Genomic DNA, 13,701 nt, shown 5'->3' on the forward strand with positions numbered 1-13,701 from the left:
TCATCACATAATCCCAGACAAAAAAAAACGCCCCCGACCTTGCGGTCGGGGGCGTTTTTTTGCCCGCTAACTAAGTGACTTAGTTATTGGACTTCTTGGCAGCGCGGGTACGCTCGCTTTCGCCCAGGATCTTCTTACGAAGACGGATGGACTTAGGAGTGACTTCACACAGCTCGTCTTCTTGTACGAATTCCAGAGCTTGCTCCAGAGTGAAACGTACAGGCGGAACCAGAGCGATGGTTTCGTCTTTACCCGAAGCACGCATGTTGTCGAGCTTCTTGCCTTTAGTCGGGTTAACACCCAGGTCGTTGTCGCGGCTGTTCAAGCCAACGATTTGACCTTCATAGATGTCCTGGCCGTGTTCGATGAACAGCTTGCCACGCGACTGCAGGGTTTCCAGCGAGTAGGTCAGCGCCTTACCGGTAGCAACCGATACCAGCACGCCGTTCTGACGGCCGGACATGTCGCCGGACTTCATCACGTCGTAACGGTCGAAGATCGAGGTCAGGATGCCTGCACCGGAGGTCAGGGTCAGGAACTCGTTACGGAAACCGATCAGGCCACGGGCCGGGATGTTGTACTCAAGGCGCACACGGCCCTTGCCATCCGGAACCATGTTGGTCAGGTCGCCCTTACGGATACCGATCTGTTCCATGATCGAACCTTGCGATTCTTCCGGCAGGTCGATGGTCACGTTTTCGTACGGTTCGTGCTTGACGCCGTCAACCATGCGGATGATCACTTCCGGACGACCAACACCCATTTCGAAGCCTTCGCGACGCATGGTTTCGATCAGTACCGAGAGGTGCAGCTCACCACGGCCGGATACTTTGAACTTGTCAGCCGAGTCGCCTTCTTCAACGCGCAGAGCAACGTTGTACAGCAGCTCTTTGTCCAGACGTTCCTTGATGTTACGGCTGGTCACGAACTTGCCTTCTTTACCGCAGAAAGGCGAGTCGTTTACCTGGAAGGTCATGGAAACGGTTGGTTCGTCAACGGTCAGCGGAGTCATTGCTTCGACGTTCAGTGGGTCGCACAGAGTGTCGGAGATGAACAGCTGGTCGAAGCCGCTGATGCAGACGATGTCGCCGGCAGCTGCTTCTTCAACGTCGATGCGGTGCAGGCCGTGGTGACCCATCAGCTTGAGGATACGACCGTTACGCTTCTTGCCGTCGGCGTCGATAGCCACTACCGGAGTGTTCGGCTTGACGCGACCACGAGCGATACGGCCAACGCCGATAACACCCAGGAAGCTGTTGTAGTCCAGAGCGGAGATCTGCATCTGGAACGGACCGTCACGGTCGACTTTCGGCGCTGGTACGTTGTCGACGATCGACTGGTACAGCGGGGTCATGTCTTCAGCCATGTCGGTGTGGTCCAGACCTGCAATGCCGTTCAGGGCAGAGGCGTAAACCACTTTGAAGTCCAGCTGTTCTTCGGTAGCACCCAGGTTGTCGAACAGGTCGAAGATCTGGTCCAGAACCCAGTCCGGACGTGCGCCTGGACGGTCAACCTTGTTGATTACCACGATTGGACGCAGGCCGGCTTCGAAAGCCTTCTTGGTCACGAAACGGGTTTGCGGCATAGGGCCGTCTTGAGCGTCAACCAGCAGCAGAACGGAGTCAACCATCGACATTACACGTTCAACTTCGCCGCCGAAGTCGGCGTGGCCCGGGGTGTCCACGATGTTGATGTGGTAGCCGTTCCAGTTGATGGCGGTGTTTTTCGCCAGAATGGTAATACCGCGCTCTTTCTCCTGGTCGTTGGAGTCCATCACGCGCTCGTCGTTGAGCTCGTTGCGCTCCAGGGTGCCGGATTGACGCAAGAGTTTGTCTACCAGGGTGGTCTTACCATGGTCAACGTGAGCAATGATGGCGATGTTGCGTAGATTTTCGATCACTTGTGTATCTCGATCAGAGGATTCGGTGTGCTGACAGGTCGTGGCAGCGATTTACAGTAGAGTCAGGCCTTGCCGTTACAGCTTGACGGCAGAGTCGGGGGGCCGGTGACGCAGGCCACAGGCAAACAGCCCCGGGCTCTTAGCTCGGTCGATAAACGCGCACATTGGCATGCCCCTCACTGAGCAAATGGTGGGCATGCAGGCGACTCATCACGCCTTTGTCGCAATACAGCAGGTACTGGCGAGTAGGGTCCAGTTCCTTGAAACGAGCGTTCAGTGCATAAAACGGCATCGTTTGTACCTCGACGCCAGCCAGGGCGAGCGGGTCGTCTTCAGCAGCATCCGGGTGACGGATGTCGATGACGATCTGACCTGCCAGCGCTTCGCTGACTTCTTCAATTTGCACGTCCTGGCCCAACTCGTCGATTACCCGATCGATCGGCACCAGTTTGGCGTTCTCGAGCGCACGCTCAAGGACTGCCATGTCGAATTCTTTCTCTTCATGCTCCACGCGTGGACGCTTGGCGTGGGTCTTGGGGTTCACCGAGATGACCCCGCAGTACTCTGGCATGTGCTTGGCGAAGTCGGCGGTGCCGATTTCGTTGGCCAGGTCGATGATGTCCTGCTTGTGACTGGCGATCAGCGGGCGCAACACCAGCTTCTCGGTCACACAGTCGATCACCGACAGGTTCGGCAGCGTCTGGCTGGAAACCTGGGAGATCGCCTCACCGGTCACCAGCGCCTCGATCTCCAGTCGATCGGCGATTCGCGAAGCAGCGCGCAACATCATACGCTTCAATACGACGCCCATATGACTGTTATCTACTTTGCCGAGAATTTCTCCCAGCACTTCCTCGAACGGCACACTGACAAATAACACGCGTTGCGAGCTGCCGTACTTCTTCCAGATGAAGTGCGCCACTTCCATCACGCCCAATTCGTGGGCACGCCCGCCGAGATTGAAGAAGCAGAAGTGCGCCATCAGCCCGCGCCGCATGATCTGGTAGGCCGCCACCGTGGAATCGAAACCGCCGGACATCAGTACCAGGGTCTGTTCCAGGGCGCCCAGCGGGTAGCCGCCGATGCTGTTGTGCTGGTTGTGGATCACAAACAACCGTTTGTCGCGAATTTCGATGCGGACTTCAATTTCCGGGTCTTTCAGGGAAATTCCGGCGGCGCCGCACTGGCGACGCAGTTGGCTGCCGACGTATTTCTCGACATCCATGGAGCTGAATTCGTGCTTGCCGGCGCGCTTGCAGCGCACCGAGAAAATCTTCCCGGCCAGCGCCTCGCCAAAGTGCTGCTTGCACTTGGCGACCACGTCGTCGAAGTCACCCAGCGGGTACTCGTCGACCTGCAGGAAATGCGCGATGCCCGGCATGCAGCTCAGGCGCTCGGTCATGTCCTTCAAGGCTTTGGGGTCAGTCAGCTGCGTTTCCAGCTCGAGATTGTCCCATACACCGTTCACCACCACAGCCGGGTCCAGATCGCGGAGCACGGCACGGATGTTCTTGGCCAACTGACGGATGAAACGCATCCGTACCGGGCGGCTTTTGATGGTGATCTCGGGGAAGACTTTTACGATTAGTTTCATGAAAACAGCGCGCGCTGGGCCAGCCGAAAAAGGGGGGCGCGGATTATAGCGGAAATTGCTCAAGGTTTAACCAGTTAATGTGCAGAAGGTTTTCAGTGCACCAAAACGGGTCATTTATGCTTTTGAGCGCTACATTAGGGGGCGCGATTTTGCCATTTTTCACGCTTTGCGCCTTTATAAGCGTGATATTGGGGCAAAAAACCCAACTCGGGGCACTGGCATGCAATTTGCTCCCTTGTGAGGCAGGTTGCCTTGGCAGAGTATTCGCGCCGGCATCACCCACATTCTAAGGGCATCCACTACTCAAGCCCGAAGCCACCCGGAGGACACTATGTCGAAGTCGGTTCAACTCATCAAAGATCATGACGTCAAATGGATTGATCTGCGCTTCACAGATACCAAGGGCACTCAGCACCACGTGACCATGCCGGCTCGCGACGCGCTGGATGATGCTTTCTTCGAAGAAGGCAAAATGTTCGACGGTTCCTCCATCGCTGGCTGGAAAGGCATCGAAGCTTCCGACATGATCCTGATGCCGGACGACAGCACCGCTGTCCTCGATCCGTTCACCGAAGACCCAACCCTGATCATCGTCTGCAACGTGATCGACCCTTCGACCATGCAAGGCTACGACCGCGACCCACGTGCGATCGCCAAGCGTGCCGAGGACTACCTGAAGTCCACCGCTATCGGTGACACCGTATTCGTCGGTCCTGAGCCTGAGTTCTTCATCTTCGACCAGGTCAAGTTCAAGTCCGATATCTCCGGTTCGATGTTCAAGATCTACTCCGAACAAGGTTCGTGGATGTCCGACCAGGACGTGGAAGGCGGCAACCATGGCCACCGTCCAGGTATCAAGGGCGGCTACTTCCCGGTTCCACCGTTCGACCACGACCACGAAATCCGTACCTCCATGTGCAACGCCATGGAAGAGATGGGCCTGACCATCGAAGTTCACCACCACGAAGTGGCGACTGCCGGCCAGAACGAAATCGGTGTGAAGTTCAACACCCTGGTTGCCAAGGCTGACGAAGTTCAGACCCTCAAGTACTGCGTACACAACGTGGCTGTAGCTTTCGGCCGCACCGCTACCTTCATGCCCAAGCCTCTGTACGGCGACAACGGCTCGGGTATGCACGTTCACCTGTCCATCGCCAAAGATGGCAAGAACACCTTCGCTGGCGAAGGTTATGCCGGCCTGTCCGACACCGCCCTGTACTTCATCGGCGGTATCATCAAGCACGGTAAGGCCCTGAACGGCTTCACCAACCCGGCGACCAACTCCTACAAGCGTCTGGTACCAGGTTTCGAAGCACCAGTGATGCTGGCCTACTCGGCTCGCAACCGCTCCGCTTCGATCCGTATTCCTTACGTGTCCAGCCCACGCGCTCGCCGTATCGAAGCTCGCTTCCCGGATCCGGCTGCCAACCCGTACCTGTGCTTCGCCGCACTGCTGATGGCTGGCCTGGACGGCATCCAGAACAAGATCCACCCTGGCGACGCTGCTGACAAAAACCTGTACGACCTGCCGCCTGAAGAGGCGAAAGAGATCCCACAAGTTTGCGGCAGCCTGAAAGAAGCCCTGGAAGAGCTGGACAAAGGTCGCGCGTTCCTGACCAAAGGCGGCGTTTTCAGCGACGACTTCATCGACGCTTACATCGCCCTGAAAAGCGAAGAAGAAATCAAGGTTCGGACCTTCGTACACCCACTGGAATACGAGCTGTACTACAGCTGCTGATCCGGTAGCGCTGCGGCACGCGGCGTGACAATGAGGCCTCCTACGGGAGGCCTTTTTTTATGGAAAATTCCGACAACTTACTCGGCACCCTCCTCGGAAAATCAGCGCCGCATCTGATATCCACTCCGCTTGGCCGCGCTTAGTCTTTTCGGCACTACCACGCCGTACGACCCAAGAGCGGAGCCCTTGCCCATGAATCCCCTGAAAGTCTCGTCCATCGCCCTCGCCGGCCTGATGATGTCGGGCTGCAGCAGCACACTCGTAAAACCTGAGATCGAAAAGCAAATCCTGCTCCAGAGCAGCGCATCCTGGGACGGCACCGAATACATCGCCTACCCTGACGGACGACCCGAACTGACCCTGCTCAAAATCAAGATCCCGGCTAATTCCGAACTTGACTGGCACACTCACCCCATCCCCAACGCAGCCTACATTCTGTCGGGCGAATTGACTGTCGAGGCAAAAACCAGCGGCCAGAAGCAATTACTCAAACAAGGGCAAACACTCGCAGAAATGGTCGGTATCGTGCATCGTGGCATAACCGGTGACAGCCCCGTAGAACTGATCGTGTTCTATGCTGGCAGCCCCGGGATCGCGCTGTCAGAGCGGCCTTGAAGCCTGCCCGCGTGGCGCTCTTGCCGAAAATCGCCAGCGCGAACGCCAGCAGGTGCCAACGGGAACCTGTAATGCGCTCGTTGGGTTTTTGCCTGCTCACACTGATCACCCTGCCCGCCGCAGCACAAATCCATGTGTATACCGACGCTCACGGCAATACCGCCTACGGCGGTCGGCCACCCGATGGCGTGGAGAGCCGGGTGATTGAACCTGCTCCCATGAACACCCTTGCGCCCCCGACATCTGCGATCATCACGCGAGCAGCCCCGCGCACCCAGAACACCGACGCGTATTCGACACTGGAACTGATCGGCCTACCCACGCACGAAGCCCTTCGCGCCAACAACGGCACCTTCAGCGTTGACGTGCGGATTGAACCGCGCCTGCGCGAAGCCCATCGACTGCGCCTGTTGCTGGACGGCCAACCCTATGGTCAACCGAGCAACGGACCGCGCCTGCAACTGGTCAACATCGACCGTGGCGAGCACAGCCTCGCCGTTCAGGTACTGGTGGGAAACACCCCGCTACAGCAGAGCCCGGCAATCACCTTCAACCTGCAGCGGGCACGCAAGCCTTGAAGCGCTAATAGGCGGCGATCCGCGACCGCCTCGAAGAAAAAATCGAAATCTTCTTTATTCTGACGTCATTCAGGTTTGCGCACTATATTGGTGCGATTGGTTGCACTCTTGTCAGACGGCAACCCATTTTGGTTCGAAAATACCCGACAAAGCTGGCAGAACGCCACGCAAGGCAACTTAAAGCGCCCATTTCAGGGAGTTATTGCTTCTTTTCGGAGCCTTGGTTTGGTTTTTGCATTTTCCTCGCAACAGCGCCTCCTTCTCGCGCGCGCCTGCTCCAAAAGAGGTCCTCATGACCATCAGCGACGCACTGCACCGCTTGCTACTCGACAACTTGACCACCGCGACCATCCTGCTCAATGCCGAACTGCGCCTTGAGTACATGAACCCGGCAGCGGAGATGCTGCTGGCTATCAGCGGTCAGCGTAGCCATGGGCAGTTCATCAGCGAGCTGTTCACCGAGTCCACCGAAGCACTGAACTCCCTGCGCCAGGCGGTCGAACAGGCCCACCCCTTTACCAAGCGCGAGGCGATGCTCACCGCCCTGACCGGCCAGACCCTGACCGTCGACTACGCGGTGACGCCGATCCTGAGCAACGGTGCCACGCTGCTGCTGCTTGAGGTACACCCGCGCGACCGACTGCTGCGGATCACCAAGGAAGAAGCGCAGTTGTCCAAGCAGGAAACCAGCAAGATGTTGGTGCGCGGCCTGGCCCACGAGATCAAGAACCCGTTGGGCGGGATTCGCGGTGCGGCCCAGTTGCTGGCCCGCGAGTTGCCGGAAGAAAGCCTCAAGGACTACACCAATGTGATCATCGAGGAAGCGGATCGCCTGCGAAACCTCGTCGACCGCATGCTCGGCTCGAACAAACTGCCGTCGCTGGCCATGTGCAACATCCACGAAGTACTGGAGCGCGTGTGCAGCCTGGTGGAAGCGGAAAGCCAAGGCTGCATCACTCTGGTGCGCGACTACGACCCGAGCATCCCGGACGTGCTGATCGACCGCGAACAGATGATCCAGGCCGTCCTGAACATCGTGCGCAACGCGATGCAAGCCATCAGCAGCCAGAACGAGCTGCGCCTGGGCCGCATCACCCTGCGCTCGCGGGCCATGCGCCAGTTCACCATCGGCCACGTGCGCCATCGCCTGGTGACCAAGATCGAGATCATCGACAACGGCCCCGGGATTCCCGCAGACCTGCAGGAAACCATCTTCTTTCCCATGGTCAGCGGCCGTCCGGACGGTACCGGGCTGGGCCTGGCCATAACCCAGAACATCATCAGCCAGCACCAGGGTCTGATCGAATGTGACAGCCATCCAGGCCACACCACCTTCTCGATCTTTCTGCCACTGGAACAAGGAGCCACATCGACATGAGCCGTAGTGAAACCGTGTGGATCGTCGATGACGACCGTTCTATCCGTTGGGTCCTGGAAAAAGCCTTGCAGCAGGAAGGCATGACCACGCAGAGCTTCGACAGCGCCGATGGCGTGATGAGCCGCCTGGCGCGCCAGCAACCGGACGTGATCATCTCTGACATCCGCATGCCGGGTGCCAGTGGCCTGGATCTGCTGGCACGGATTCGCGAACAGCACCCGCGCTTGCCGGTGATTATCATGACCGCGCACTCCGACCTGGACAGCGCTGTCGCGTCCTACCAGGGCGGCGCGTTCGAGTACCTGCCCAAGCCGTTCGACGTCGACGAGGCGGTGTCATTGGTCAAGCGCGCCAACCAGCACGCCCAGGAGCAACAGGGCCTGGAAGTGCCCGTCGCCCTGACCCGCACCCCGGAAATCATCGGCGAAGCGCCAGCGATGCAGGAAGTGTTTCGCGCCATCGGGCGCTTGAGCCACTCCAACATCACCGTGCTGATCAACGGCGAGTCCGGGACCGGTAAAGAGCTGGTGGCCCACGCCCTGCACCGCCACAGCCCACGGGCGGCCTCGCCATTCATCGCCCTGAACATGGCGGCGATCCCCAAGGATTTGATGGAGTCCGAGCTGTTCGGCCACGAGAAAGGTGCATTTACCGGCGCCGCCAACCTGCGCCGTGGACGTTTTGAGCAAGCCGATGGCGGCACGCTGTTTCTCGATGAAATCGGCGACATGCCGGCCGACACCCAGACCCGCCTGCTGCGGGTCCTGGCCGACGGCGAGTTTTACCGGGTCGGCGGCCATGTACCGGTCAAGGTCGACGTGCGCATCATCGCCGCGACCCACCAGAACCTGGAAACCCTGGTCCACGCCGGCAAGTTCCGTGAGGACTTGTTCCACCGCTTGAACGTGATCCGCATCCACATCCCACGCCTGTCGGACCGTCGCGAAGACATTCCGACCCTGGCCAAGCACTTCCTGGCCCGCGCCGCACAAGAGCTGGCGGTGGAGCCGAAGTTGCTGAAAAGCGAAACCGAGGAATACCTGAAGAACCTGCCGTGGCCAGGCAACGTGCGCCAACTGGAGAACACCTGCCGCTGGATCACGGTGATGGCTTCGGGGCGCGAAGTGCACATCGGCGACCTGCCGCCGGAGTTGCTGAGCCTGCCGCAGGACTCGGCACCGGTAACCAACTGGGAACAGGCCCTGCGCCAATGGGCCGACCAGGCGCTGGCTCGCGGCCAGTCGAGCCTGCTGGACAGCGCGGTGCCGGCGTTCGAGCGCATCATGATCGAAACCGCCCTCAAGCACACCGCCGGCCGCCGCCGCGATGCTGCGGTTTTGCTGGGTTGGGGGCGTAATACCTTGACGCGCAAGATCAAGGAACTGGGGATGAAAGTTGATGGTGGGGACGATGATGAAGGGGATGAGGGTTAGATCCTTCACCGACCTGTAGATCCATTCGCGGGCAAGCCCGCTCCCACAGGTTTTGCACAATCCTGTGGGAGCGGGCTTGCCCGCGATGCTTTCAGGGCCAGCGTGCACCGCCTGAATGCACCGTGACCCGCGATCGCGCACGGCAACAGATCCGAAATCCCACCTGCACCTGCAATCAAACCCCTATCAAAAAAACACCAAAGCCCCGGAATACGGGGCTTTCGACGTTTCAACACAACATTTTGTTTCAGCTCGTTAAAACCTGGCACGCCCCCTGCAATAGTTCATTCAGTGATTCAGTTCACTACCCGGTTTCGGGGACCTTGGTACAGGCAGGCCGGGGATTCCCCTCTTTACATCGGGCTCACACCGCACAAGCGACGAGCCCAAGCAGTTTTGGGGCCCTTGATACAGGCAGGTCAGGGGTTCCTTCTTTACACCGGGCTCACGACGCAACGCGTGAGCCCTGCCGTTTCGGGGTCCTTGGTACAGGCAGGCCGGGGATTCCTCTTTTATTGCTCCTGGAGATGGATCTCCAACCGCCAGCGATCGTCCACCTCGCTGCCGGCCCAATCGCCCTTCAGCGGCCGGGCCGCCACCAGCGTCAGCAACAACCCCTTGTCACTCAAACGCACCCGCCAGTTCACATCCTTATCGTTGAGCTTGAGCTGGCCTTTCTGTGCCTGCCCCTGGGCCTCGAACAGCAGCGCGAGGCTGCCGTCGATCAGTTCACCATGGGTCTTGGGCGCGTGGTTGAACCACACCACCAGGCCATCGCCGGTGACCTCGACCTGCTGCAGCTCGGTCGGCTCGGGGCTGGTCAGGCGACCGATCATCAACCCCACCATCAGGCCGACAATCGCCAGCGAGGCCATCACCCGCGGCAATAGCTTCGATCGCCGATCCACTTCCGGCGTAGAATGCCGTCCATCTTTACCTTCGGAGCCGTGCATGTTTCACGTCATCCTTTTTCAACCAGAAATTCCGCCGAATACCGGCAACGTTATCAGGCTGTGCGCCAACAGCGGCTGCCACCTGCACTTGATCGAGCCACTGGGCTTCGAGATGGATGACAAGCGCCTGCGTCGGGCCGGCCTCGACTATCACGAGTATGCCACCTTGCAACGGCATGCCGACCTTGCCAGCTGCCTGGAAAGCCTTGGCCATCCACGCCTGTTCGCATTCACCACCAAGGGTTCGCGGCCGTTTCACGACGCCAGTTTCGCCGAGGGCGATGCGTTCCTGTTCGGCCCGGAAAGCCGTGGCTTGCCGGCCGAGGTGCTAGACGCCCTGCCCGACGGCCAACGCCTGCGCCTGCCGATGCGCGAAGGCTGCCGCAGCCTGAACCTGTCCAATACCGTGGCGGTCGCCGTATACGAAGGCTGGCGGCAGCTGGGCTTCAAATAACCCACCGGCGATTTTTCGCCAGGCCAAAACAATCGCGGGCAAGCCCGCTCCCACAGGTTTTGCACAATCCTGTGGGAGCGGGCTTGCCCGCGATGTTGTCAGCCGCGCTGCTTACTGAACGGTCTGAGCGCCGTCCTGCTGCATGCGTTGCACTTCTTGCGCGTACAGCGCGTCGAAGTTGACCGGGGCCAGCATCAGGGCCGGGAACGAACCACGGGTCACCAGGCTGTCCAGGGCTTCGCGAGCGTACGGGAACAGGATGTTCGGGCAGAACGCGCCCAGGGTGTGGCTCATCGAACCTTCGTCGAGGTTCTTGATCAGGAAGATACCGGCCTGCTGGACTTCGGCGATGAAGGCCACTTCGTCACCGTTCTTCACGGTCACGGACAGGGTCAGCACCACTTCGTGGAAGTTGTCTTCCAGTACTTTCTGACGGGTATTGAGGTCCAGACCGACGCTTGGCTCCCACTGCTGGCGGAAGATCGCCGGGCTTTTCGGGGCTTCGAAGGACAGGTCACGTACGTAGATGCGCTGCAAGGAGAATTGCGGTGCGGTTTCTTCTTCGCTAGCTGCAGTGTTCTGTTGGTCAGTCATCTCAGATCCTTTCTGATCTTGGGTCTTATAGGGAAGGAATTAGGCCTTGAGCAGCGCGTCGAGCTTGCCAGCGCGGTCCAGGGCAAACAAATCATCACAGCCACCGACATGGGTGCTGCCGATCCAGATCTGCGGCACGGACGTACGCCCGGCCTTGCTGGCCATTTCGGCACGCACCTGTGGCTTGCCATCGACCTTGATCTCGTCGAAGGCTACGCCCTTGTTTTCGAGCAGGTACTTGGCGCGCGAGCAATAAGGGCAGTAATCGCTGGAGTAGACGACGACGCTGGCCATATCACTTCACCAGCGGCAGGTTATCGCCCTTCCAGCTGGAGATCCCGCCGGACAGCTTGGCGGCGGTGAAGCCGGCCTTGAGCAGTTCGCGCGCGTGGGTACCGGCTGTCTGGCCCATGGCATCGACCAGGATGATGGTCTTGGCCTTGTGCTTTTCCAGCTCGCCGACGCGGGCAGTCAGTTTGTCGTGCGGAATATTCAGCGCGCCAACGATGTGACCAGCGGCGAAATCCTTGGCCGCACGGATGTCGATCACCACACCAGCGTCCTTGTTGACCAGGCTGGTCAGCTCACCGGTGCTCAGGCTGCGACCGCCGCCCTGCATTTGATAAGCGATCAGCAACGCCAGCAGTACGACGAAGATACCGACGAGCAGATAGTGGTTAGTGGCAAATTCAATCAGGTGAGCAACCATCGAAGGAGGTTCCAGGGCGTTAAAATGTCGGCCAGTATACACAGCCACTATGGTGGGCCAAACCCCGTCCGGCGGTGACGCCGCCGGAACTTAGCTTTAAACTGCCACTCCCTTTTTTCATCGCCCCTTTTTTAACTCAGCCACGAGTGGAATCTATGACTACCACGCCTAAACCTTTGGTCCTGATGATTCTCGACGGCTTCGGTCACAGTGAGAGCGAAGAATCCAACGCCGTGTTCGCGGCCCGCAAGCCTGTCCTCGACCGGTTGTGCGCCACCGTACCGAACGGCCTGATCTCGGGTTCAGGCATGGACGTCGGCCTGCCGGACGGCCAGATGGGCAACTCGGAAGTCGGCCACATGAACCTCGGCGCCGGCCGCGTGGTGTATCAGGACTTCACCCGCGTGACCAAAGCGATCCGCGACGGCGAGTTCTTCGACAACCCGACCATCTGCGCCGCCGTGGACAAGGCCGTCGCCGCCGGCAAGGCCGTGCACTTCATGGGCCTGCTGTCCGATGGTGGCGTGCACAGCCACCAGGACCACCTGATCGCCATGGCCGAACTGGCCTTCAAGCGCGGTGCCGAGAAGATCTACCTGCACGCTTTCCTCGATGGCCGCGACACGCCGCCGAAAAGTGCCCAGTCGTCGATCGAACTGCTGGATGAAGCCTTCAAGACCCTGGGCAAAGGCCGGATCGCCAGCCTCATCGGCCGTTACTTCGCCATGGACCGCGACAACCGCTGGGACCGCGTCTCCCAGGCTTACAACCTGATCGTGGACGGCAACGGCGAATTCAACGCCGCGACCGCCCAGGAAGGCCTGCAAGCCGCCTACGAGCGTGGCGAGAGCGACGAATTCGTCAAGGCCACCACCATCGGCGAGCCGGTCAAGGTCGAAGACGGCGACGCCGTGGTGTTCATGAACTTTCGCGCCGACCGTGCGCGCGAGCTGAGCCGGGTGTTCGTCGAGGACAATTTCAGCGAGTTCGAACGTGCCCGCCAGCCGAAACTGGCCGGCTTTGTCATGCTCACCCAATACGCCGCCAGCATCCCTGCCCCGTCGGCCTTTGCCCCGGGCAGCCTGGAAAACGTGTTGGGCGACTACCTGGCGAAAAACGGCAAGACCCAACTGCGGATCGCCGAAACCGAAAAATACGCCCACGTGACCTTCTTCTTCTCCGGTGGCCGCGAAGAACCGTTCCCGGGTGAAGAACGCATCCTGATCCCTTCGCCAAAAGTCGCCACCTACGACCTGCAGCCAGAGATGAGCGCGCCGGAGGTCACCGACCGCATCGTCGAGGCCATCGAGAACCAGCGTTACGACGTGATCGTGGTCAACTACGCCAACGGTGACATGGTCGGCCACAGCGGCGTGTTTGCTGCTGCAGTGAAAGCGGTCGAGTGCCTGGACCTGTGCGTCGGCCGGATTGTCGAAGCCCTGGAAAAAGTCGGTGGCGAGGCGCTGATCACCGCCGACCACGGCAATGTCGAGCAGATGGCCGACGAATCCACCGGCCAGGCCCACACCGCCCACACCACCGAGCCGGTACCGTTCATCTACTTCGGCAAGCGCGACCTCAAGGTCCGCGAAGGCGGGGTCCTGGCCGACGTAGCACCGACCATGCTCAAGCTGCTGGGGCTTGAGCAACCGGCCGAAATGACCGGCACCTCGATCCTGGTGTAACCCGCCCCATCAAACACCGCCAAACCCTGTGGGAGCGAGCTTGCTCGCGATAGCAATCTGACAGTCAACA

The 13,701-nt window shown here is 59.7% G+C and carries 13 protein-coding genes; 7 read left to right on the forward strand and 6 right to left on the reverse strand.

The annotated features are described in order from the left end of the window. Positions 1–79: 79 nt before the first annotated feature. Both typA and thiI read right to left on the reverse strand, forming a co-directional pair. Positions 80–1,900: a translational GTPase TypA gene (gene typA / locus ACM6IP_RS17630; protein ID WP_095167339.1), complete on the reverse strand. Its 1,821-nt coding sequence runs from the start codon at positions 1,898–1,900 to the stop codon at positions 80–82. A 139-nt stretch (positions 1,901–2,039) separates the two neighbouring features. After that, entirely contained in the window at positions 2,040–3,494 is a 1,455-nt protein-coding gene (gene thiI, locus ACM6IP_RS17635) for a tRNA uracil 4-sulfurtransferase ThiI (RefSeq protein WP_095167341.1), read from the reverse strand. 331 nt (positions 3,495–3,825) lie between these two features. Between thiI and glnA the strand changes: the two genes are divergently transcribed. The 5 genes from glnA to ntrC all read left to right on the forward strand — a co-directional run bounded on the left by glnA (position 3,826) and on the right by ntrC (position 9,236). After that, positions 3,826–5,232, forward strand: coding sequence for a type I glutamate--ammonia ligase (glnA, locus tag ACM6IP_RS17640; RefSeq protein ID WP_095167345.1), 1,407 nt, complete (start codon positions 3,826–3,828; stop codon positions 5,230–5,232). 192 nt (positions 5,233–5,424) lie between these two features. Continuing rightward, positions 5,425–5,847 (forward strand): cupin domain-containing protein, encoded by a 423-nt coding sequence (locus ACM6IP_RS17645; RefSeq protein ID WP_414861964.1) that lies wholly within the window; start codon positions 5,425–5,427, stop codon positions 5,845–5,847. Between the two features lie 71 nt (positions 5,848–5,918). After that, entirely contained in the window at positions 5,919–6,425 is a 507-nt protein-coding gene (locus tag ACM6IP_RS17650; protein WP_414861965.1) for a DUF4124 domain-containing protein, read from the forward strand. 292 nt (positions 6,426–6,717) lie between these two features. Next, positions 6,718–7,803 carry a nitrogen regulation protein NR(II) gene (glnL, locus tag ACM6IP_RS17655; RefSeq protein WP_159993222.1) on the forward strand — a complete coding sequence of 362 codons (1,086 nt, stop codon included), beginning with the start codon at positions 6,718–6,720 and terminating at the stop codon, positions 7,801–7,803. Then, complete coding sequence (ntrC, locus tag ACM6IP_RS17660; RefSeq protein WP_095167349.1) at positions 7,800–9,236, forward strand: nitrogen regulation protein NR(I); 1,437 nt, start codon at positions 7,800–7,802, stop codon at positions 9,234–9,236. The genes glnL and ntrC overlap by 4 nt, the downstream gene beginning before the upstream one ends. Positions 9,237–9,748: 512 nt before the next feature. On the opposite strand, the gene ACM6IP_RS17665 is transcribed toward ntrC, so the two are convergent. After that, on the reverse strand, positions 9,749–10,189 hold the full coding sequence (locus tag ACM6IP_RS17665; protein ID WP_159993220.1) for a hypothetical protein: 441 nt from the start codon (positions 10,187–10,189) through the stop codon (positions 9,749–9,751). Here ACM6IP_RS17665 and ACM6IP_RS17670 point away from each other — a divergent pair. Next, complete coding sequence (locus ACM6IP_RS17670; RefSeq protein WP_032862277.1) at positions 10,188–10,643, forward strand: tRNA (cytidine(34)-2'-O)-methyltransferase; 456 nt, start codon at positions 10,188–10,190, stop codon at positions 10,641–10,643. The genes ACM6IP_RS17665 and ACM6IP_RS17670 overlap by 2 nt on opposite strands. A 111-nt stretch (positions 10,644–10,754) precedes the next feature. Here ACM6IP_RS17670 and secB read toward each other — a convergent pair whose 3' ends face one another. The 3 genes from secB to ACM6IP_RS17685 are packed head-to-tail and all read right to left on the reverse strand — an operon-like array spanning position 10,755 to position 11,946. Further along, the gene (secB, locus tag ACM6IP_RS17675) at positions 10,755–11,237 is read right to left on the reverse strand and encodes a protein-export chaperone SecB (RefSeq protein ID WP_095167353.1); all 483 of its coding nucleotides are present in this window, start codon (positions 11,235–11,237) and stop codon (positions 10,755–10,757) included. 39 nt (positions 11,238–11,276) lie between these two features. Continuing rightward, the gene (gene grxC, locus ACM6IP_RS17680; protein ID WP_095167355.1) at positions 11,277–11,531 is read right to left on the reverse strand and encodes a glutaredoxin 3; all 255 of its coding nucleotides are present in this window, start codon (positions 11,529–11,531) and stop codon (positions 11,277–11,279) included. 1 nt (position 11,532) lies between these two features. Then, the gene (locus ACM6IP_RS17685; RefSeq protein ID WP_095167357.1) at positions 11,533–11,946 is read right to left on the reverse strand and encodes a rhodanese-like domain-containing protein; all 414 of its coding nucleotides are present in this window, start codon (positions 11,944–11,946) and stop codon (positions 11,533–11,535) included. 155 nt (positions 11,947–12,101) lie between these two features. Here ACM6IP_RS17685 and gpmI point away from each other — a divergent pair, with 155 nt between their 5' ends. Continuing rightward, positions 12,102–13,631, forward strand: a complete 1,530-nt coding sequence (gpmI, locus tag ACM6IP_RS17690; RefSeq protein ID WP_159993218.1) for a 2,3-bisphosphoglycerate-independent phosphoglycerate mutase — start codon at positions 12,102–12,104, stop codon at positions 13,629–13,631. Positions 13,632–13,701 lie beyond the last annotated feature (70 nt).

The sequence above is a fragment of the Pseudomonas sp. IT-P176 genome, from assembly GCF_949767245.1.
Classification (GTDB): domain Bacteria; phylum Pseudomonadota; class Gammaproteobacteria; order Pseudomonadales; family Pseudomonadaceae; genus Aquipseudomonas.